This is a genomic window from Ignavibacteriales bacterium (genome assembly GCA_026390815.1).
Classification (GTDB): Bacteria; Bacteroidota; Ignavibacteria; order Ignavibacteriales; family SURF-24; genus JAPLFH01.
Genome location: JAPLFH010000041.1, coordinates 119860 through 143625 on the forward strand (window position 1 = coordinate 119860; position 23766 = coordinate 143625).

General features: G+C 34.3%; 17 protein-coding genes. 4 read left to right on the forward strand and 13 right to left on the reverse strand.

Annotated elements, in window-relative coordinates; translation table 11 throughout:
- The first annotated feature begins 18 nt into the window (after positions 1-18).
- The 3 genes from plsY to NTX22_13195 all read left to right on the forward strand — a co-directional run bounded on the left by plsY (position 19) and on the right by NTX22_13195 (position 3376).
- Positions 19-684 carry a glycerol-3-phosphate 1-O-acyltransferase PlsY gene (plsY, locus tag NTX22_13185; protein ID MCX6151478.1) on the forward strand — a complete coding sequence of 222 codons (666 nt, stop codon included), beginning with the start codon at positions 19-21 and terminating at the stop codon, positions 682-684.
- 91 nt (positions 685-775) lie between these two features.
- On the forward strand, positions 776-1771 hold the full coding sequence (locus tag NTX22_13190; protein MCX6151479.1) for an NAD(P)H-dependent glycerol-3-phosphate dehydrogenase: 996 nt from the start codon (positions 776-778) through the stop codon (positions 1769-1771).
- Between the two features lie 105 nt (positions 1772-1876).
- Positions 1877-3376 carry an amino acid permease gene (locus tag NTX22_13195; GenBank protein MCX6151480.1) on the forward strand — a complete coding sequence of 500 codons (1500 nt, stop codon included), beginning with the start codon at positions 1877-1879 and terminating at the stop codon, positions 3374-3376.
- Positions 3377-3509: 133 nt separating this feature from the next.
- On the opposite strand, the gene NTX22_13200 is transcribed toward NTX22_13195, so the two are convergent.
- From NTX22_13200 to NTX22_13260, 13 genes are all read right to left on the reverse strand, one after another.
- Positions 3510-3938: a hypothetical protein gene (locus NTX22_13200; GenBank protein MCX6151481.1), complete on the reverse strand. Its 429-nt coding sequence runs from the start codon at positions 3936-3938 to the stop codon at positions 3510-3512.
- A gap of 146 nt (positions 3939-4084) precedes the next feature.
- Positions 4085-5938 carry an ATP-binding protein gene (locus NTX22_13205; GenBank protein ID MCX6151482.1) on the reverse strand — a complete coding sequence of 618 codons (1854 nt, stop codon included), beginning with the start codon at positions 5936-5938 and terminating at the stop codon, positions 4085-4087.
- Positions 5925-7070, reverse strand: a complete 1146-nt coding sequence (locus tag NTX22_13210) for a DEAD/DEAH box helicase family protein (protein MCX6151483.1) — start codon at positions 7068-7070, stop codon at positions 5925-5927. The genes NTX22_13205 and NTX22_13210 overlap by 14 nt, the downstream gene beginning before the upstream one ends.
- 204 nt (positions 7071-7274) lie before the next feature.
- Complete coding sequence (kdpC, locus tag NTX22_13215; GenBank protein ID MCX6151484.1) at positions 7275-7835, reverse strand: potassium-transporting ATPase subunit KdpC; 561 nt, start codon at positions 7833-7835, stop codon at positions 7275-7277.
- 9 nt (positions 7836-7844) lie between these two features.
- Positions 7845-9884: a potassium-transporting ATPase subunit KdpB gene (gene kdpB, locus NTX22_13220; protein ID MCX6151485.1), complete on the reverse strand. Its 2040-nt coding sequence runs from the start codon at positions 9882-9884 to the stop codon at positions 7845-7847.
- 21 nt (positions 9885-9905) lie between these two features.
- A complete protein-coding gene (gene kdpA / locus NTX22_13225) occupies positions 9906-11600 on the reverse strand; it encodes a potassium-transporting ATPase subunit KdpA (GenBank protein MCX6151486.1) in 1695 nt (564 codons plus the stop codon).
- Between the two features lie 9 nt (positions 11601-11609).
- The gene (kdpF, locus tag NTX22_13230) at positions 11610-11687 is read right to left on the reverse strand and encodes a K(+)-transporting ATPase subunit F (GenBank protein ID MCX6151487.1); all 78 of its coding nucleotides are present in this window, start codon (positions 11685-11687) and stop codon (positions 11610-11612) included.
- 275 nt (positions 11688-11962) lie between these two features.
- On the reverse strand, positions 11963-13309 hold the full coding sequence (locus tag NTX22_13235; GenBank protein MCX6151488.1) for a sigma-54 dependent transcriptional regulator: 1347 nt from the start codon (positions 13307-13309) through the stop codon (positions 11963-11965).
- A 231-nt stretch (positions 13310-13540) separates the two neighbouring features.
- Positions 13541-16630 carry a CusA/CzcA family heavy metal efflux RND transporter gene (locus NTX22_13240; protein MCX6151489.1) on the reverse strand — a complete coding sequence of 1030 codons (3090 nt, stop codon included), beginning with the start codon at positions 16628-16630 and terminating at the stop codon, positions 13541-13543.
- Between the two features lie 4 nt (positions 16631-16634).
- Positions 16635-17822, reverse strand: a complete 1188-nt coding sequence (locus NTX22_13245) for an efflux RND transporter periplasmic adaptor subunit (GenBank protein MCX6151490.1) — start codon at positions 17820-17822, stop codon at positions 16635-16637.
- Positions 17823-19091 (reverse strand): TolC family protein, encoded by a 1269-nt coding sequence (locus tag NTX22_13250; GenBank protein MCX6151491.1) that lies wholly within the window; start codon positions 19089-19091, stop codon positions 17823-17825.
- Positions 19092-19171: 80 nt separating this feature from the next.
- On the reverse strand, positions 19172-19498 hold the full coding sequence (locus tag NTX22_13255; protein MCX6151492.1) for a hypothetical protein: 327 nt from the start codon (positions 19496-19498) through the stop codon (positions 19172-19174).
- A 175-nt stretch (positions 19499-19673) separates the two neighbouring features.
- Positions 19674-21221, reverse strand: coding sequence for a PAS domain S-box protein (locus NTX22_13260; protein MCX6151493.1), 1548 nt, complete (start codon positions 21219-21221; stop codon positions 19674-19676).
- A 244-nt stretch (positions 21222-21465) separates the two neighbouring features.
- Here NTX22_13260 and recG point away from each other — a divergent pair, with 244 nt between their 5' ends.
- Positions 21466-23655, forward strand: coding sequence for an ATP-dependent DNA helicase RecG (gene recG, locus NTX22_13265; GenBank protein MCX6151494.1), 2190 nt, complete (start codon positions 21466-21468; stop codon positions 23653-23655).
- Positions 23656-23766 lie beyond the last annotated feature (111 nt).

A 23766-nucleotide genomic window follows, 5' to 3' on the forward strand; every position in this document is an offset into this window, starting at 1 on the left:
AAAAATAAGAATAGTTTTATGTACTTACTTTCATTAATAATAATACTGTCCTACTTAGTTGGTTCAATCCCAACAAGTATAATTCTAAGCAAATTAATTAAAGGAATAGATATTCGCGATTACGGGAGCGGAAACGCAGGTGGATCAAACGTATTCCGCATAATGGGTTGGAAATACGGCATCCTTACAATTGTTCTTGATGCATTCAAAGGAGCAATTGCGGTTATATTTGTTGCACGTTTACATTATGGTAATATCCCTTTTCAAAACCTAACTCCTTTTGATGATTTTACCTTAATTCAGATTTTTGCCGGTATAGCAGCAGTGTTAGGACATGTATGGACGATCTTTGCGGGTTTCCGTGGTGGAAAAGGGATTGCAACTGCTCTTGGATTTCTGTTAACTTTAATTACTGTAGACATGCTTTTTGCTTTAGCTGTATTCACGATAGTTGTTGTTATTACAAAATATATTTCACTCGGTTCTATTTTAGCTGCTGTTTCAGTTCCTTTAATTTTGATTGTAAGAGAGAATATTTTTGGAGTAAATATTCCAGGTTACAATATTATTCTTCCGTTTACAATTGGGATAGTGGGCTTAATTCTTTTTACACATCGTACAAATGTAAAAAGAATTTATCAAGGTACAGAAAGACAGATCAATCTTTTCAAAAAGAAAAAATAAAAACTTAAGTGTTACTAAAAAGTTAAAATAAGGCGATGAATTTCGCCTTATTTTTTTTATATTGAAAGCAAACGAAAACAAAGTATTTGCTATGAAAATTTTAGTATTAGGCGCTGGTGGATGGGGAACCACTCTTGCAATTCTGCTTCATTACAATGGTCATAAAGTTTCCCTGTGGGAATATAATAGACGTTATGCCAAACAGCTATTAAAAAGCAGAGAAAATAAATTATACCTGCCTGGTATCCAAATTCCAAAAGAAATAGAAATTACGCATCAGCTTGATGAAGTTTCTGATGATAAGAACTTAATAGTTTTGGCTGTGCCTTCGCAATTTTTGCGAAGTGTTATAAAAAAACTACCCTACTCTCAAATAAAAAACTCAATATTTGTTAGTGTTGCAAAAGGAATTGAAACCGGTACTCTTCTAACTATGTCACAAATGATAGCAGAGGAAATTCCACAGCTTGCTTATGAACAAATTGGCGTTTTGTCGGGCCCAAGTCATGCAGAGGAAGTTAGCAGAAGAATTCCAACAGCAGTTGTAGCTGCTTCAAAAACAAGTGATACTTCCAAAATTATACAAGCTGCATTTATTACTTCTTACTTCAGAGTTTACTCTTCCACAGATATTCTTGGTGTTGAATTAGGTGGTGCAGTAAAAAATGTTATTGCTATTGGCGCTGGAATAATTGACGGTGCAAAATTTGGGGATAATACGAAAGCAGCAATTATGACCCGTGGTATTGCTGAGATTACCCGCCTTGGTGTTGCAATGGGTGCAAAGGCAGATACTTTCTGGGGACTTTCCGGTATGGGAGACTTGATTGTAACTTGTATGAGCAAGCATAGCCGCAATAGGTTTGTTGGCGAAAAAATCGGGGAAGGGAAAACATTAAAAGAAATTCTGAAATCCATGAATATGGTTGCTGAAGGAATAGATTCTTGCGCATCAGTTAAACAGCTTGCCGAAAAATATAATGTTGAAACACCAATCGTTAGTGAAGTATACAAAGTACTTTTTGAAGATAAAGATGCAGTTCAAGCTACAACAGATTTGATGTCTCGCGATACGAAAAACGAATAATTTTTTTATCCTGCCTTTATTTTAATTGCATAATTGGTTTCTTATTCCGATTTTCGCAAAAGTTTATTTGCTAAAATTCATTGTTATAATTAAAGGTATAAAATTATGAACCAACTGTTTGCTAAAAAGCCGCTTGAACTTTGTCTTGAAGAAATGAAAGGTGAAAATCGGCTAAGAAGAATTCTTGGTCCAGTTGCACTAACAAGTCTTGGCGTTGGAGCAATTATTGGAACAGGAATTTTTGTTCTTACCGGAGTAGCCGCACACGATAAAGCTGGTCCTGCAATCATTTTATCATTTGTTGTTGCTGGTCTTGCATGTGTATTTGCAGCGCTCTGCTATTCCGAATTTGCTTCCATGGTTCCAATAGCTGGTTCGGCTTATACTTATGCATACGCAACTTTAGGTGAATTATTCGCATGGATAATTGGTTGGGATTTAATACTTGAATATGCAGTAGCATCTGCTACTGTTGCACATGGCTGGTCTGCTTACTTCCAGGATTTCATTGGCATCATTGGAATAAAACTCCCTTTTGCGATGACGCGGGCGCCCTTCGATTTCAATCCCGATTCGGGATTGCTTGCTGTAACGGGTACAATAATAGATTTACCAGCAATTCTAATTGCGGCAATTGTTACATTTATTCTTGTAAAAGGAATAAAGGAAAGCGCAGGATTTAATGCAACGATGGTAATCATTAAACTTATTATAGTTTTGTTTGTAATTGTTGTTGGTGCGTTTTACGTTGATCCTGCAAATTGGAAAAACTTTGCTCCGTATGGTTTTTCCGGAATTAGCTTTTTTGGAAAAACAATTTGGGGACAAACAGGATTGGGCGGCGCACCGGTTGGAATGCTTGCCGCGGCTGCAACTATTTTCTTTGCTTACATCGGCTTCGATTCCATCTCAACCCACGCTGAAGAAGCTAAAAATCCACGGCGGGATGTTCCAATCGCCATCATCACTTCCCTGTTGCTTTGCACAGTTTTATATATTGCAGTTGCGGCAATTCTAACTGGGATGGTTCCTTATGATAAAATCAATATCGATTCACCAGTATCAAATGCATTTGCACAAGTTGGATTGCCATGGGCTCAATTACTAATTTCATTTGGTGCAATTGCAGGTATTACGTCTGTACTCCTTGTTATGATGTTAAGCCAGCCAAGAATATTTTTAGCAATGGCGCGCGATGGTTTGGTACCACCAAGTATTTTTGGTGCAGTTCACGAAAAATTCAGAACACCATGGAAGTCTACAATACTAACTGGAATATTTGTAGCTACCTTAGCCGGACTATTACCGTTAAGAATATTAGCTGAGCTTGTAAATATCGGAACCTTGTTTGCATTTGTAATTGTTTGTTCTGCAGTTTTGATTATGCGTAAAACTCATCCAAATGCTGAGCGACCATTTAAAGCTCCTTTCTTTCCATTTGTACCAATTGCGGGTATAGCAACCTGTTTACTTCTGATGTTCTCTCTACCGGAAGAAAATTGGCTGCGCCTGTTCATCTGGCTTTTGATTGGCGGATTCATTTATGTTTTCTATGGAAGGAAACACAGTGTTATGCATAAGATCCTAAACAAAGGAAAGAAATAATAGAATTTAATAGTGCTGTTGAGAGTTTGTTTATTTTGGTAGGCGTTCTTATGGAGAGGATGTGTTAACTAGTACATCCTTTCCATTTTAATTTTGAAAGTTCAACATAGGGGAAGTTGGAAATTAAAGAAAATTAATATCTTCTTCTTCTTGATACTTCAATCCTATAAGTTTCCTTTTTATTTACCAATTCCCCGTTCTTTATTTTTCTTACTTTCTCGTTTTTAAAACCAAGAAGCAAAATTGTTTCTTTTATTTTGTTAAGTGTTATTTCATCAACTTCATAATGATTTTTGAACAAATGCAAAGGTGCGCTAAAAAGATATTCCAAAAATAAATTATCCTGATCCAATTCAATGTTAAATATATATTCCTTACTACTCCCAATTTTTAAAATAGTTATTTCATTCTGAAACAAAGCTATTTTAGTTGAAGGAATTTCAAGCTGCAGCCTGTTTGAAATAATTCTACAGGCAAACCTTATATCATCAATATCATCTTTTGCAAGCAGGTATTTCAGTTGAGTTGTTTCATCTGCAGAAGTTAAATATTTGTTGTTCATTAAACTAAATCCTTATTTTAAATAACCCATTCTATAACCAAAACCTATTTTGTATAAACTAACTTTTGTCGGAGAATTCATCATTATATTATTAGTTGTTTAATATTAATTCAATATTTATTATTCAATAAAAATGCTCGGCTTAATTAAACCGGTATACTAAAGGAAAAATTACTTCCTATACCAATTTCACTCTTCAACCAAATATTTCCACCCTGGGATAAAACAAATTCTTTTGAAATAGCCAACCCTAATCCTCTTCCTTTAGGATTACTTCCTACTTGAATAAATTTTTTAAATATTTTTTCCTGATCTTCCGGTGCAATCCCTGCTCCCTTATCTATCACAGAAAATATCACAAAGTTATTTTCTTTCCTACAAACTATTTGAATATCTCCATTTTCATTGGTGTACCTTATAGCATTATTTATAAGGTTAACAAGCACCCAAACAGTTTTTTCAATATCTGCCTGAATCTTCGGTAAGTTCTCTTCTATCTTAGTATTCAACTGGATATTCTTTTCGGCTGATATCATAACCAAAGCTAATACTGCATACTCAATAATATCTTCTGGTTTAACTGTTGTAATATTTAATTTTATATTACCCGATTCAGTCTGCGAGAAATCCAGCAGTTCATTTACCATCTTGGATAATCGTACGGTTTGTTGTCTTATCGCCTGCAATATTTTTTTCTGCTCTTCATTTACTGTTCCGATCTTATCGTTTTCAAGTAGTTTTAGACTAAGATTAATGGATGAAAGCGGCGTCTTTAGTTCGTGGGAAACTGTTGCAATCAGATTTGTTTTAGCAGTATCGCGTTCTTCGAAACTGGTAATGTTTTTTAATACTAAAACATAACCAATTGAATTTTGCTCAAAACCATTTTCAGCAAGTTTAATTTCAATTACTTCTTTGGAAAAGAAACTTTCTTTATTATTAATAAAAATTTGAATTGGTTTATTTTCGGCTTGGGTATTACCATCAAACCGGGGAATTATATCTTTTATAATTTCCCTTATGAGATCATTATGTGTTGCAACGTCTGGGGCATATTTTCCAATAATTTCATTATCCTTTAATCCAAATAATTCTAATGCAGTTTTATTGATAGATACTATGATTTTATTTTCATCAATTACAAGCACTGCATCATTCATATTCTGAAGAATAGCTTCAACTCGTTTTTTTTCAATTAGCAATTGATGCAGGTTATTTTGCTCATATTCTCTTAATCTTTCAGCCATATGGTTAAACGACTTAGCCAAATCGCCAATTTCATCCAACGATTTTATATTTAACTGCTGGTTGTAATTTCTTCTTGTAATCTCATTAATTTTTTCAGTGAGTTGATGTATTGGTTTTACAAGATAACCCGGGAAATAAAAGAGCGACAATAAGGAAATAATTAAACTTACAGTTCCGGTTATTATCATGTATGTTGAAACCCGGTGTGCCGTATTATCTGCTATTAAATTCTTCCTTAGAATCGCTTCCATATTAATGTTATAAATACCATTAACCAGATTAATAATATCTTCAAACTTGTCATTGATTTGAGAGTATGTTAATAGATTTTTATTCTTCAGATTAATTTTATTAGATATTGCATTAGAAATTTTTATCTGGTCGAAGAGAATCTTAAAATTCATGTAACTTTCATTCAGGTTTCTTACTAATTCTTTTTCACCTGTTTCGGTAATGTTTTTAGATTCCAATTCAAAATTCTTTTCGAATTTATTTTTATGTATAATAAATTGTTTTGCAAATTCTGTATCAGGTATTTGATTATTAAAAAGTAAAAGAGCGTTTTGATACATCATGGAGACTGAATGCTGCATTTCCGTGGCGTACTGTACTGACTTATAATTATCCTGTATTATAGCTTTGGAATCTTTTGCCAATTCTCTTATGAAGCTGGAACCAACAAGTCCAAGCAGAAGAATTATAAATGAAAAGAATAATAATATTAAAAGTATTTTCGTTTTAAGTTTTCTCATTGTACGAAACCATCAGTATATCAATGTTTAACTTTTCTGTTTGTTTAATCAATTCCCCAACAATTTTTTTCCCGAACAATTGCTGGAAAAATGATGAATATGGTTTACCAATAACAATAACACCTACTTCTTTTTTTTTCGCAAATTCTAAAATTGATTTTGCAACATCAGCGCTTATTTCCTTAACTACTTCCGCATTTAATTCAGTGGCCATTTTTAAATTATTTAACAAATGCCGCTGGACCGAACTATTTATCCTCTCTGGAGTTTCTTCTGGAGTTTGTATATATAAAACATACCACTTGGAATTATTGATTGCTGCAAGACGCGATGACTTACGAATTAAATTTGATGCACTTTTAAAATTAGAACTAATACATGTTAAAACAGCATTTTCCTTTTGAGGTGTTAAAACTTCATTATCTATTTTCCTTTCAACCTGTCGGGTAACTTCCTTTAATGCCAGATCCCTTAATTGAAGGAGTTTATCCTGTTGAAAAAAATTGTTCAATGCAAGGCTAACTTTATTCTGATCATAAATCTTTCCATCCTTTAACCGCTGTATTAACTCGTCAATAGTTAAATCGATGTTCACAACTTCATCTGCAAGATGTATTATACTATCCGGTACACGCTCTTTTATTTCAACACCTGTTATTTTTTCCACTTGACTTCTGATACTTTCAATATGTTGAATATTTACAGTGCTGATCACATTTATTCCATTTTCTAAAACTTCTTTAACATCTTCCCATCGCTTAGTGTTTCTTGAGCCGGGAACATTTGTATGAGCTAATTCATCAATTAAAACAACCTGCGGTTTTCTTACAAGAACTGAATCGATGTCGAGCTCTTCTAATTTCCGTCCTTTATAAAAAATACTTTTTCTTGGAATTGACGGGAGACCTATTACAAGCGCATCTGTTTCTTCTCTAGCATGCGTTTCTACATACCCAACACAAACGTCAACCCCGCTTTTTAATAATTGATGAGCTTCCTGAAGCATTCTATATGTTTTACCTACACCTGCAGCCATTCCGATATAAACCTTAAACTTTCCCCTGCGGGAAGATTTTATCATCTCGAGAAAACGGTCAACGGATTGGCGTTGTATTGAATCTGTTTGGCTCATTTTAATTTAAGTGTATAAATCATTTTTCAATACCTTCTTCTGCTATGCACCTCAATTTTAACTGATTCATGTTTAGTAATCAACTCGTCAATTTTAAATATTTCATTCAATCCTGATAGATTTTTATTATAACATAGTATTCTTAATAATTTATATTTACAAAAATAACTGTTAATAAATTAACTTCTTTTAGATAGCTATCTTTCATTTTAGGTTATCCAAATTCAAATTCAGTTTAAGCACATTTACGCGTGAAGGACCAAATAATCCAAACAGAGGTTTTTCTATACTTCTGTCAACAAGATTTCTTACTTTCTGCTCATCAAGATTTCTTGCTTTGGCAACACGATTGACCTGAAATAACGCTCCCTGCACAGATATGTGCGGATCAAGTCCGCCACCTGAGGCTGTTACCATATCAGCAGGTATATCAGATTTTTTAATACCTGGATTATATTTTATCAGAGTATCGATTCTAACCTTAACTTGTTTTAAATAATCAGGGTTCGTTGGTCCCTTGTTGGAACCACCAGTAGAAGCTGCATTATAATCTACTGCAGATGGACGTCCCCAGAAATATTTTGGATCAGTAAATTTCTGTCCGATATTTTCGAAACCTATCAATTTTTCGTTTTTGTAAACCGGCAATCCATTTGATTGAGATGGAAATAAAAATCCTATTACCCAGATTAGTAACGGAAATAAAACACCAAACAGGATTACTGTTGAAAAGTGAAGACCTAAAATATTTCTTAGCGATTTCATATTTATACCCTAAAAGAATAGACTTACAAATAAATCAATTAATTTTATACCAAGAAATGGAGTAATAATTCCGCCTAAACCATAGATAAGAATATTTCTTCGTAACAAGGCGCTTGCTCCTATTGGTTTATATTTTACTCCTTTTAATGCAAGCGGAACCAATGCAAGAATAATAAAAGCATTAAATATTACAGCAGATAAAATTGCCGACTGTGGAGAGCCAAGCTTCATAATATTTAATACGTTTAATGCGGGAACAGTAATTGAAAAAAGTGCTGGTATAATTGCAAAGTACTTTGCTACATCGTTGGCAATAGAAAATGTTGTAATATTACCACGTGTAATTAATAGTTGCTTACCAATTTCAATAACTTCCAACAGTTTTGTAGGATCGCTGTCAAGATCAACCATATTTGCGGCTTCCTTTGCAGCCTGCGTTCCTGAGTTCATTGCAACAGCCACATCTGCCTGAGCAAGTGCCGGTGCGTCGTTTGTACCGTCACCCATCATAGCAACAAGCTTTCCACCATTCTGTTCCTGCATTATATATCTTAGTTTATCTTCCGGTTTTGCTTCAGCTATATAATCATCTACACCGGCTTTGTTTGCAATATACTTTGCCGTTAAAGGATTATCACCTGTAACCATAACTGTCTTAACACCCATCTTCCTTAATCTTAGAAATCGTTCCTGTATGCCGGGCTTAATAATATCCTCAAGTTGAATGACGCCTAATAATTTTTTGTTGACTGCCACTGCCAAAGGAGTTCCACCATTATTGGCAATATCGTTTACCCAGATCTCTGCTTCGTTAAATTCGCCGTTGCTTCTTTCCGAATATTTTTTTATTGCATCCCAGGCGCCTTTACGGATTTGCATTCCGTCCTTTAGATCAACTCCGCTCATTCTTGTTTCAGCAGAAAATTTAATAAACTTTGCATCAGTCAATTCTCCGTTTAAAACAGATGAATTATTTTTTTCTGCCAATTCAACAATTGATTTTCCTTCAGGCGTAGAATCTGAAATTGAACTTAGATAACAGTAGTTTGCAAATTCATTTGCATTAACTCCATTAGCAGGATAAAAGTTTGTAGCTTTCCTGTTGCCTATTGTTATCGTTCCTGTTTTATCAAGCAATACAACATCAATGTCGCCGGCATTCTCAACTGCTTTACCTGATTTTGCAATAACATTAGCGCCTAATGCTCTGTCCATTCCTGCTATTCCTATCGCAGAAAGAAGTCCACCGATAGTGGTTGGAATAAGGCAAACAAACAAAGATACAAGTGCCGAAACAGTTATTATTGTATTTGCATAAAAGGCAAATGGGAAAAGTGTTACTGTTACAAATAAAAATATCAAGGTAAAGCTGGCAAGCAAAACAGTTAGAGCAATTTCATTCGGCGTTTTCTGTCGCTTGGCACCTTCAACCAGTTGAATCATTTTATCTAAAAAAGATTCGCCCGAATTAGTTGATACCTGAACTTTTATTTTATCCGAAAGAACTTTTGTTCCCCCAATAACTCCGGAATGATCTGTATCAGCTTCTCTTATCACTGGGGCAGATTCGCCAGTAATTGCCGATTCGTCTATCGTTGCCAAACCTTCAATAATTTCACCATCAGCAGGAAGTGTATCTCCTGTTTCAGCAAGGTAAACATCTCCTTTTTTTAAACTGGATGAACTAATTAATTTAATTGAACCATCGCTTAATACAAGTTTTGCCGGAGTGTCTTCTCTTGTCTTCCGAAGTGATTCAGCCTGTGCTTTTCCACGCTCTTCCGCTATTGCCTCGGCAAAATTTGCGAACAATAATGTAAGGAAAAGGAGAATTGTTATTAGAAAATTATAAATAAAACTTCCCTGATTGGCTAATGGATTTACAATTGTTATGATCGAAACTATCAGCATAATCAATGTTCCAACCTCAACCGTAAACATCACTGGATTCTTTAGCATATATATCGGGTTAAGTTTTTTAAATGATGAACGGATAGATTCCTTTACTATTGTAGGTTCAAATAATTTTAATGTTTTTTTATGTTTCATATTATTTATCTTTTTAATGGTTTACATTGAAAAAAATTCGGCTAATGGACCAAGTGCAAGAGCAGGGAAAAAATTCAAAGCAGAGACAATGATTATTATTCCAAGCACCATTGCTGCAAACGTATAGCTTTCTGCTTTAAGCGTTCCCGCAGATTCAGGGATATATTTTTTCTCAGCAAGCAATCCACCAATTGCAACAGGACCAATTATAGGCAGGAATCTTGCAAGAAGCATGACTATACCGGTTAGAATATTCCAGAAATAAACGTTGTCACCCAAGCCTTCAAATCCGGAACCGTTATTTGCATTTGCTGATGTAAATTCATAAAGCATTTCGGAAAAGCCGTGGTAGGATGGATTATTAAGCCATCCTATATTGGGATTTTTTGCAGCCATATATGAAGAAATTGCAGTGGGTATTAATACAAGGAATGGTGTAACAAGTAAAACAAGTGCGGCAATTTTAACTTCGCGTGCTTCAATTTTTTTTCCTAAAAATTCTGGTGTACGCCCTACCATTAAACCTGCAATAAAAATTGCAATTATTATATAAATGAAGAAGTTTAAAAATCCAACACCTACTCCGCCATAGAGAGCATTAATCATCATATCCAAAAGTAAAACCCCGCCCGAGATTGGAGTTTGACTATCGTGCATTGAATTAACTGAACCATTTGAAGTTGATGTTGTGGAAACACTCCAGTATGCTGAAGCCGCTGCTCCAAATCGTACTTCTTTGCCCTCCATACTACCAAGTGATTGATCAACTCCAAGTTTTGATATTTCCGGGTTACCGGCAGTTTCAAAGCTTACATTTATTGTAACAAATGAAATAAATAGTATTGTCATAATACTAAAGAAAATCCAGGCAAGCTTTTTTCTATTCAGATAATATCCAAAAGTAAAAACTAAAGCTATGGGTATAAAAAGGATGGAGAAATTCTCAACCAGGTTTGTAAAGTAATTTGGATTTTCAAATGGATGAGCAGAGTTAGGTCCAAAGTATCCGCCGCCGTTCGTACCTAATTGTTTTATAGAGATCATTGAAGCAACGGGACCTGTTGCAACATTTACGGTATCGCCCTGTAAAGTTATTACTTTCTGAGCGCCTTCAAATGTTTGAGGTATACCGTTAAGTAGTAATACTACAGATACAACAAGAGATAACGGAAGCAATATTCTTGTGCAGCTTTTTAAAAATAGATTATAAAAGTTTCCAAGGTCTGACGCCTGCTTTTGTATTAATCCTTTAAATAATAAAGCAAGCGCTGCAATTCCTGTTGCCGCACTTACAAACTGAAGGAATGTGAATACTAACATTTGAGAGAGATAAGATGCTCCGGTTTCACCGGAATAATGCTGAAGATTTGTATTTGTTAAAAAGCTTACTGCAGTATTGAAAGTAAGCGCTGGTTCCATATTTGCAATTCCTGCAGGATTTAACAATGGAATTGATCCCTGTAAAAGAAGAATTAAAAATGACCAGGTATAAAATATAATATTCAACAGGAGCATCGCTTTGATATTCTTTTTCCAATCCATTTTTTCATTTAGATCTACTGCGGAAATTTTGAAGATGAAATTTTCAATAGGAATTAAGAAATCTGTCCAAACCCTTTCTCCCTTAAAAACCCTGCTCATGTATTTTCCCATAGGAATTGCAATGATAACAGTTATTAAAAAAGAAAATACAATACCTAATATTTCAGTGCTCATAGCTTTACCTTAAAATTTTTCAGGCTTGATTAATACATAGAAAAGGTAAAGACCAATCAGTATACTTATTATCAAAAGAATTACCATTTGCCACACCTGTTAGAGATTATCAAAAAAATTAATGGATTTATAAATAATCCAGAAAAGAACAGCACTAAGTAATATCATCAAGAAAGTCATCATTATTATTTTTCCTCATTATCTAACTCAAATATTCCAATTGAATGCCAGAGAATAATATTGCGGTTTTAATCCACCAGTCAACTATTTAATTGTTATCAGGAAAATTTAAACGCACCAAGTTTTTCAGAATGAAAAATCAATTTTCAAAATGGTAAGATGGATCGGTACAAATTAAAATCTTATTCGAGGTTATATACTTGGAGTTTGCGGTATAAGGTTGTAAGTCCAATTCCCAGTAATTCAGCAGCTTTTGTTTTACTGCCCTTTGTCATTTCCAGAATATTTATAATATGTTGTTTCTCCACTTGCTCAATCGATAGAGCAGCGTCATATTCAGTCTGCAAAACTTTTTGTTCTCTTAATTCTTTTGGAAGAGAATCAGAAGTTAAGATTCCCCCTTCATTTAAAATAACGGCACGTTCAATAATATTTCTTAGTTCGCGGATGTTACCGGGATAATTATACTCCAAAAGACACTTATAAAAATCTTCTTCAATATTCAGTATTTTCTTTTTGGTCTTTTGAGAAAATTGATTTATGAAAATTTTAGCAAGTTGGGGTATATCTTCTTTTCTCTCTTTTAATGATGGGATTTCAATTTTGAATGTGCTGATCCGATAGAAAAGATCCAACCGGAATTTTTCATTTTTGATATCATCTTCCAAATGCCGGTTTGTTGCTGCAATTATTCTAACATCAACAGTAGTTGGTTTGGTATCCCCGGTTTTAATAAATGAATTAGTTTCAGTAACCCGAAGCAATTTCGATTGAAGAGCATAATCCATTTCCCCAATTTCATCAAGAAACAAAGTTCCGTTATCAGCTTCTTCAAATAAACCTTTCTTGTTTTTAAGCGCCCCGGTAAAGGCTCCGGCTTTATATCCAAACATCTCCGATTCCAATAAATCCTTTGCAATTGCACTACAATTTACTGCAACAAAATGGTTACCACTGCGTAGGCTTGAATTATGAATTGCCTGGGCAAAAATTTCTTTACCTGTTCCAGTTTCACCAATTAATAAAACAGGTGTATCTGTAGCTGCAACTTTCCTGGCAAGAGTTTTTGCCTCGTTAATTAGGAAGGATTCACCTTGTATGTTATCAAAATTATATCTTTCAATTATACGGCTTTCAAGCTTTTCAAGTTTACTCTTAAGAGTAACTTTTTCCATTGCTCTTTCTGCTAATAAAATAATTTTATTGTCTTCATCTCCTTTTGTAATATAATCAAAGGCACCCATCTTTATTGCAGTTACTCCATCCTGGATTGTTCCATAAGCTGTTAGCATAATTATTTCAATTAAAGGATTCAACTCCTTTATCTTTGAAATCAAATCAATACCGTATGCATCCGGTAAGCGCACATCACTTATTACAACCTGAATTTCCTCACTCTTTAAAATTTCAATTCCCTTTTGAGCGTTATCTGCCTGCCATACTTTGAAATCATCCAGCGATAATAATTGTGATAGTACACCACGAATGCTTTCCTCATCATCAATTACCAGAATATTTCCTTTACTCATAAATAACCTGTGTTGGTGGAATAAAGTTATATCAAAAATAAATTTTATACAAACAGGAATTTTAGTTATCTACAGATTGTGTAAAATTCTGTTCGTATAGAAGATATAACTATTACATCGCAACTATTTTGATCATTACATCTTCACTTAGAAAAAATCAGTGCAATTGATAACCAAGATTTTGATTTTAATAAAACCAACTTTCAACAATAAATTTACCAGCCAAGATTATTATTTATTCTTTTCAAACCAACCATAAACAGATGGAATTACCAATAGTGTTAAAATAGTAGACGTTATTAAACCACCAACTACAACAGTAGCAAGTGGTTTTTGAATTTCGGAACCAGTTCCGGTAGCAAACAGCATTGGAATTAAACTAAAGATTGATATTGCTGCAGTCATCAATACCGGTCTCAATCTATTTATGCTCCCTTGCATTATTGCATCTGTTAATACTATTCCATTAAATCTTAATTGAGATATTTGAGAAACTAATACAACTCCATTTAAAACTGCAACGCCAAACAAAACTATAAATCCAACAGATGCCGGAACAGATAAATATAATCCGGAGATGTAGAGTGAGAATATTCCACCTATTAATGCAAACGGTAGGTTAGAAATTACCAGCAGCGCCAGGCGGACTGATCTGAAGGTAACGAATAAAAGTAGTAGAATTAATCCAATAGCAATTGGTCCGATGATCATCAGTTTATTCATTGCTCTTTGCTGATTTTCAAATTGTCCTCCCCACGTTAAATAATAACCCGCCGGAAATTTAACATTCTCTTTTATTTTTTGTTTTGCTTCAGCTACAAAACTACCAATATCTCTTCCTGAAATATTCATCTCAATGCCGATCCTTCTAATACCATCTTGCCGGCTAATCTGAACAGGTCCTTCAATCATTGTTACATCAGCCAATTGTGCAATCGGAATATGCATCCCTGTTTTTGTAGGGACTAATATATTTTCAATCGCTTCAATGGAATTTCTTTTTTCTTCCGGCAGACGAACAGTGATATCAAAACTCCGGTTCTCTTCATAAAACTTAGTAGCGGACTTCCCGGCAATTGCAATTTCAATTACGTTTTGAACATCGCTTATATTTATTCCGTATCTCGCTATTTTTGAACGGTCAATATTGATTGTTAAATATGGCTGACCAGAAACCTTTTCGGTCATTAAATCTGTTCCACCTTCAATAGAAGAAAGCACCTTTGCGATTTCATCCGATTTGCTCTGTAGCAAGTCTAAATCTTCGCCAAAGAGTTTAAGAATCAATTGTGCTTTTGTTCCGGCAACAAGTTCATCAATTCTGCATTGTATCGGCTGGCTGAATCCAAAACCGATTCCCGGTATTGCTTCCAACGATGCCCGCATTTCATTTGTTAATTCTTCTCTTGAAATATTTCGTTTCCACTCGCTCTTTGGTTTTAATATTCCAACGTAACCGGTTTTATCCACACCTCTTGTATCCATTGCAACGCCGGTTTGACCTATTCGTGCTACCACTATATCTAATTCGTCAAACTCTTTCATCTTCTGTGCTGCAAGTTGATTTACTTCCATCGCTTTCGAAAGTGATACTCCGGGAAGCAAAGCAACATCCATATCGAATGCGCCTTCATCCATTGTTGGAATGAACTCCGTTCCTAATTTTGTAAAGAGGAACATTGCTGCTATCAAGAATAATCCGGCTATACTTAACAATACTATTTTCTTTTTCATCACATATTCTAAAAGCGGCAGATAAATTTTCTTTGCATACTTCATTATTAAGCTTTCCTTTTCCGGCTGCGGTTTCAAGAACATTGAGCAGAGAACCGGTATAACAAAAACTGAAAGAAATAATGAAGAGAGCAGAGCAATTGCTACTGTCTTTGCAAGAGGTCCAAACATTTTTCCTTCAATTCCTTCTAATGAAAGAATAGGAATGAATGTAATGGCAATTATTAGCACACCAAAAATGCTGGGCTTTTGAACCTCAAGAATGGCTTTGAGAACCACAAGAATTGGATGTTCATCTTTTTTCATATCAGTATAATGGCGCTGAACATTTTCGACCTGGATTATTGTCGAATCTAAGATCATTCCAATTGAAATAGCTATCCCGCCGAGTGACATTAAGTTTGCACTCAATCCTATAAGCTTCATCACCATAAATGTAACAAGTAAAGAAAGAGGTAAAGCAAGAAGTACAACAAAGCTTCCCCTAAAACTTCTCAACAATAAATACAAAATGAGAAGGACAAGAATGGCTCCTTCGATCAAAGCTTTGTTCACGGTATTAACACTTGCGTTTACTATATCGCTTCTGTCATAATAAGGAACCATTTTAATTTCATACGGAAGGATGTTGTTCTCATTTATTTCTCTAACTTTTTCTTCCACTAGCTTAACAACTTCGCGGCTGTTTTCACCGCGCAGCATCATTACAATTCCGCCAACGGCTTCATCTTTTCCGTTTATCATTGCTGCGCCCATTCTTACAGCTTCGCCAATCTTTACCTGGGCAACGTCTTTTACGTAAGTCGGTGTTCCATCGTGGGATTTCAGCACAATATTTTCTATATCGCTAATGTTCTTAATCAAACCTACTCCGCGAACTATATATTGATCGGAATTCCTTTCAAGTATATTTCCACCAACATTTTGATTATTGTTTTCTATTGCAGAGTAAACTTCGTCTGCTGTTACTGCATACTTTAGTAATTTTTCCGGTGAGACGATTACTTGATACTGTTTGAAGTACCCGCCGAAAGAATTTATTTCATTAACTCCGGCAATGCTTTTTAATTGAGGTGTGACAATCCATTCCTGGATTGTTCTCAAGTTTGTTAAGTAAACAATCTTTGCAAGTGAATCTGCCGGCATATTCCCTTCGAGGGTGTATTGATATATTTCACCCATTGCAGTGGCTATTGGTCCCATAGCAACTTCAACACCTTTGGGAACACTTTCTTTTGCTTCTCCCAATCGCTCAAAAACCAACTGGCGTGCAAAATAAATATCAACATTATCTTTGAAAACGATTGTTACTATTGAAAGTCCGAACTTCGTTACCGAACGCATTTGTTCAACATCAGGTAATCCGCGCATTGCCATCTCAATTGGATAAGTTACATTTCTTTCAATCTCGATCGCGGAAAGTCCATCCGCCTGACTTACCACTTCTACTTGAATGTTCGTTACATCAGGAAAAGCATCAATCGGCAATGTCAGATATGAATACAATCCGAACGCAACTATAAGCAGAGAAAGAAATATTATCATCCCTTTCTGCTTTAACGTAAATGAAATTATTTTTTCTAACATTAGTTTAGCCTCCAGCCAATTCATCTTTTTTCAGTTCGCTCTTCAAATAGAACACACCTTTCGAAACTACTCTTTCACCTTCTCTCAATCCTTCTTTAATTTCAATCCGTTTATCAACAGAGGTTCCGGTAATTACTTTCCTTTGTTCAAAAGCCTGCCCGCGGTTGGGCGTGGTTGTATCGCTTGTTTGAACAAACACATATTCTTGCCCGGCTTCCTTAAACACAGATTCCTCCGGAACTATAATTGCTTTAGCATTTACGCCAACCGGAATCTTTAGCTCACCAAACATTTGGGGTTTCAATTTGTTATTCGCATTACCAAACTCACCGCGTACTGTAATAGTTCTTGATTGTTCATCAACAGTTTGCCCGATATATATTATTCTTCCGTTAAACTTTTCATCCTGATAAGTTGTAGATGTAAATACTGCATTTGTTTTTTGATTTATCTTAGTTATATCCTTTTCATAAATCTGTCCGTCAACCCAAACCGTATTTGTATTAATCACTTTGAAGGCATTCGTTGTTGCGTCAACTAACTGCCCGATAACAACATTCCTTTCAACTACAACTCCATTGATTGAAGATTTGATTGGTAAAGTGCCGGATGTATGTTCTTCATTAATCTTTGCGTCAGTTACATCTTCATCGCTAAGACCAACAGAGTGTATTTTTTTATCTTCTGCTTTGTATTCTGCAAACGCTTTTTCATATTCAGCTTGACTTTCCAATAATGATTTTTGTGATCCGATTTTTTCATCATATAATTTCTTCTGTCTTTCATAATTTGCTTTTGTATAATCAAGCGCTGCTTTTGCTATCAAGAAACCGGCTTTAATCTCTCCAACGTCCAAACCTTCAACCGTCATTAATACTTGTCCAGCTTTAACAAAATCTCCAATTTTAACAAATACTTTATGCACTCTTCCTTGAACAAGCGAACCGATCTGTGCTTCATTATCTTGATTTGTAATTACCTTTGCTGGAATGGATAGATACCCAGTAAATGGTTGTAATTTTACCGTTTCGGTTTCCAATTTTATTTGTTTAATTGATTCGACAGAAAGTATCACAACTTGGCTATGCTCTTTATTATTTTCTATTTTTTTAGGTTCTTCTTTACCGCCACATCCCAAAAGAACAAATGCTAAAATATTTGCTGCAATTAATAATTTGATACTAGCTTTCATCTATTTCTCCAATTCTGATTTATCAATAATATTTTGCCCGACTATTTCCTCAATCCGAAAAACCGATTGATAATGATTGAATAAGGCATTGATATAATTATTCCGCGCGCTTATTAAAGTCTGTTTTGCTTGCAGATATTCAAGATATGTCAATTCTCCTGCATCGTAGCTTTTTATAGCGGTTCTGTAAATCTCTTCAGCTTGCGGAAGAATATCGCTAACATAAAGTTTTACTTGTTTTAGATTATTCTCGTGATCTGTGAAAGCGTTTTTTAATTTTAAAGCGATTTCATTCTTTGTTAATTGCAGTTCTAATTCAGAGATGGACAGATTCGCAACCGCTTCTAGTATTTTTCCTCTTTGATCGAACATAAACCATAGCGGAACTGATATTCCAAATGAAGCACCGTAAAATCCAGTGTTGCCGTCTATCGATTGTTTGAAATAAGCCAGATTAATATTCGGCAGAATGGATGACCACGCGAGACCTTTTTCTACCGATGCTATTCCATAGTTTAATTCGGCAATTTTTATCTGAGGATTTGTTTCTTCAAATGATTTATAGATTTGTTCGAAACTTATTTTATGATCAACAAAAACCAACGAATCTGTTAATCCCGAATTCGAATCATAGCTTTGTTTTCCATACCCAAGTGAGTAATTAAGTTCGGCAAATGCTGTAGTAAGCTCGTTCTTAGCAACTTCCAAATTGTTCTGCGCCTCAGTGAATTGAACCTTTGAGGTTAATCTTTCAAGGTTCGTTCCTTCTCCAACATTTTGTCTTATCTCTGCTTTCTTAAAAAAATCTTCGGAGATAACTAGAATTTCCTCTGCGGATTTTACTTGATACTGTTTAACCAAAACTTTGTAGTAACTTGTCTTCACCTGATTGATGACACTTCTTTCAGCCAGTTCTAGTTTGTAAACTGCAATCTTTTCTTCTTTGCTAAATTTGCTTCCTTTCAAAAAATAAGTCGAAGGAAAATCTAAAGATTGCCTCACCTCAATAGTTCTTTCACTATAGTTACTTAGACTGCTGTTCACCGGTGCATATTCATAACTAACACCAACTTCAGGCTGAGGCAATGATATCCCACTCCAAAATCTTCCTTTCGAAGCTGAAATACTTGCAATTGCGCTTTTTACTTCCGGATTATTCTTTAATCCAATTTCAATCGCTTCCTCAACCGATAAATGTTGATCGATTATTTTGTTCTGCGGTAATGTTCTAATCGACAAAATTAGAATAAGAAATATTATTCTTATCATAAAATTCCTTTATGAAGTTCGATAAAATTATATTTTCATCCTTAGTTGGATGAAATGGTTCTGGAATTTTGGGAAAAGAATTAAATTAAAAAGATATTGTTGAGCAGAAAAAGATTTTCTCTATGAACCGAAAGTGCGTTATTAAATTCTTGGAAGGCAATATTTTGCTTATTTAAATAGAAAACTTCTGAGAGTATAATATCAGGAAGAATATCAAATTCAAGTTTAATATTAATTAAAGGAGTATAAGCTGCGGTAGTTTTACTGGAAGTTACCAGTTTGCAGAAATCGTGTGCAGTGTGGTTATTATCATTATGCGTCAAAAAGTTTAATTCGGAATGAGCAAAGTGAAATGAGAAGCAAAGAAGCAACATTAGCGAAATTATGTATTTTGTCCGTTTTGTCATATTCAAACTTTTGGTGTAGAAAAATACATAATTACAGTTTATTCTGAAAGGAGTTATTCAAATTTTTATTACTGCAAATTTATTATCTAAATCTTCACCAGTGCAAATCTTTTATCAATAATTCCGAAACAATTTATTGAACTCCATATTTCAATAAAATAATCAACCAAAGAATTTATACTTTAAATCGTGCACTAATATCGCGGAGGATTATGGTGAAAATTTTTTCCTTACCAATTTCTGCCTGCGAAATGGAGGCTTCGATTGGAAATACTTCTCCATTTGCACGTAACCCAACTATTGTTCCCAGGCTGCCCATTTGCCTGGATGTAACATTAGTTTTACTAAAATTCATAATGTGTTTAGTGTGTCCTTTTCTATAATCTTCAGGCAAAAGCATTTCTAACTTATTACCCAAAACTTCCGATACTGGGTACTTGAACATTTTTTCAGCAGAATTATTAAATAAAATTATTCTCTGCCTGCTATCGATAGAAATAATAGCATCCATTGCGGTACTTACTATTGCATCAAGGCGCGTATTGGTTTCCTTTAGTTGAGTTTCGATATCTTTTCTATCTGTTATATCAATTCCAGAACTTAATGTTGCAATTATCTTTCCTTCTTCATTTTTGATATATGAATTTTGCCATTCAATAATTCTAGTTTTACCCGACTTGATTAAAATTGGATTTTCATAATATTCCTGTATACCCAACTCACCTTTTATTACCTTATCGAAAACAAGTTTAACTTCAGATTTAATTACAGGCGGTAAAAAATTATCAAACCAGTTTTTACCGACAATTTCGCTTTCTTTATAACCTAAAATATCGCAACCTTTTTTATTGATCATAGAAACATTCTGGGTGGGATCAACTACTAAAATTATAACTCCTGCAACATCCAGATACATTTGAGATCTATCATGTTCTTCCTGAAATTTCTTTTGTGCAAGAACGTTTTCTGTTACATCGGATATTGATAAAACTAAACCATATATTTTTCCATCGGGACTCCGTAAAGGGATTAAACTCCAATCCCAGTATGTAATTCCTCTTTCAGTTAAGTGATCACCAATAAATTGTTTTGAACTTGCTGAATAAGAATTACCAGAAGTTAGTACACCTTTAAATATTTCTGCCAGTCCATCTGTTTTTATTAGATCAAAATAATTCTTGCCAATAAAAAATGATTTCTCCTTTCCATTTACTTCAGCAAATCCTCTATTCACATTTACAAAGTTAAAATTAGTATCCAGGTATACCAGGAGCATATTCGTATTATCAAAAATAGCTTCCAACAATTGTGTTGTTTCCTCAATTTTCCTTTTCACTTTTTTTCTCTCTATTGCATAAAGCAGAGAGCGAATAAGCAAGTTATCATCAAAATAACCTTTTATAAGATAATCCTGAGCGCCAAGCTGAATAGCGCTAAGTTCAAAATTACCATCTTTAACTTCACCAAGAATAACAATTGGTATATCTGTTACATTAGTTAATAATTTCTCCAAGGTCTCAATTCCTTTGCTGTCCGGTAAATTCAGATCCAACAATATTACATCGTATGAATTATTTTTTATCCTTTCTAATGCAGAGTTAAGTTGAATATTGTGGTTCAGTTCAAATCTTTCTTCTCCGCTAAACCGAATCATATCGGAAATTATACGAATGTCTCCAAGACTATCTTCAATTAGTAGAACCTTAATTTTATCCTGATCCATTTAATTGTCCTCTCGACTGGATTTTGCCCTATTACGAAAATTATTTCTAACTTGAAAAAGAAATATTTTGTTGACCAAAATATATCCATGTAACAGTTCATTTCAAATGCTTTACGTGTAACCAAATCTTTAAATCATTTCCTTAATGGAATAGAAGTATCTGAAAATATTCCTTTCTTACAACAGGCATATGTTTGAACTTACCAATTGATATTTCGTTTCTTTAGTTATATTTTAACGGGCAATGGTTAATACAGAATCTAACATACTTTTAAACTCTGTAAAATATTTAAAGTCGGTAGGACCAAAGAAAGCCGAATCATTTGGCAAGATTGGAATAGAAACCGTCAAAGATCTTCTTTTTTATTTCCCAACAAAATATTTAGATAGAACAAACATACTTACTACTACAAAAGTTTATGGTCATTTGATTAACGGTTATGAAGGTGAGGTTACTATTATAGGTAAAGTAGTTGATAAAGAAGTGATCAGATACGGACGAAAAGAAATTCTTAAAGTTCAGGTTAGAGATGCATCCGGATTTTTTGAGTGTGTTTGGTTCCAGGGAGTTAGATTCTTTCAAAATGTATTTAACGAAGGTGAACAGTATGCTATCGCTGGCAAACCCGTTTTAACTAAATATGGAAATCTTGAATTCGTTCACCCTGATTTTGATAGAATTACCGAAACTGAATCTCAGCAATTTCTAAACACAGGAAAGATAATTCCATTTTACAGAGTCTCCAAAGAATTGCGTTCCACTAAGATTGGTGATCTTAGTTTAAGAAAAATTATAAGCAATGCGGTGGAAAAGTATTCCGGATTCCTAACCGAAACTTTACCGGCTGATATAATCGAAGAAGAGAATCTTCTTGGAATTATTGATGCAATAAGAAATGCTCACTTTCCGGAAAATTACGATAAACTTAATTTAGCTTTAACCCGGTTCAAGTTTGAAGAACTTTTTTACATTGAAACATTGGTTGCTCTGCGAAAAAGGAACTATAAAGAAAAAATTGCCGGACATTCAATGAAAATCAAAAGTAAATTAATCCCCGATTTTCTTAAAACGATTCCATTCGAGTTAACAAAAGCTCAGTTAAAAGCTCTTTCAGATATTCGCAAAGATATGGAAAGCCCAAAACCAATGAACAGATTGCTACAAGGTGATGTTGGAAGCGGGAAGACGATTGTTGCATTAATTGCAATGCTTATTGCTAAAGATAATGGATTTCAATCGGCAATTATGGCTCCCACAGAAGTACTTGCGCTCCAGCATTTCAAAACAATTAGCAGCTTTCTAAAAAATTTTGATATTAAAATTGGTTTGTTAATTGGCGGACAAAAAAAATCAGCAAAACAAAAAAATCTGAAAATTAAAGAGTTAAGTGAAAGCGATATAATTATTGGCACTCACGCTCTTTTTGAAGGAGATGTTTCTTTTAACCGGTTAGGATTAGCAATAATTGATGAGCAGCATCGATTCGGTGTTGTTCAACGATCAAAATTAATTAAGAAGGGTGTATCGCCCGATGTCATTATAATGACGGCAACTCCAATCCCACGCACTTTATCAATGACTGTTTATGGAGATCTTGATGTTTCAGTTATTGACGAAATGCCAAGAGACAGGAAACCGGTTAAAACTTTTCTCCGTGGAGAGAGCAAACTGCCTCAGATATTTAAATTCATAATTGATAAATCAAAGCAAGGTTACAAATCCTTTATAATTTATCCATTAGTACAGGAATCGGAAAAGCTGGAACTTAAAGCTGCAGTAACTAATTATGAAACACTAAAAAACACTTTCCTTAAAGATGTTGATGTAGGAATGATTCATGGTCAGATGTCCATTCAGGAAAAAGAGGAGGCGATGCAAAGATTTTCTGCTGACGCCTTAAAGGTTCTGGTTGCAACAACTGTAATTGAAGTTGGGATTGATATTCCTGATGCAAACATTATTATAATAAATGATGCACATCGGTTTGGTTTATCGCAACTTCATCAATTAAGAGGAAGAGTTGGAAGAAGTGAAAAGCAGGCGTACTGCATTCTTATTACCAAAGATGAATTTGCAGAAAAAATATCTTCCAAAAATCTGCAATTAGAATTTCTTTCTCCGGCTTTATTAGAAAAAAACAAAACTGCTGCTCGAATTCAGTCGATGGTTAAATACAATAGCGGTTTTGATATTGCTGAGATTGATCTTAAGCTACGCGGACCCGGTGATATTTTTGGAATAAAGCAAAGCGGTTTCCCAGAATTGAAATATGCAGACATCATTTCAGACATGGATTTGTTAATCAAAGCAAAGGAAAAAGCATTTAGCATCATTGCGCAGGATCCCAGGTTGATTTTACCTTCTCACAAAATCATCCGCGATAACTTACTTACATCTTACAAAGAAAATATTAACTACTCTAAGATCGCTTAAAAAAAAATTCTGAGTGTTACCCTCAAAAAAAAATCAGAAAAAACTTTTTAAAAATGTTTCATTTAAAAAAAAATTATTTATTTTTGTATAGAGATTAAAAAAATATTTTTG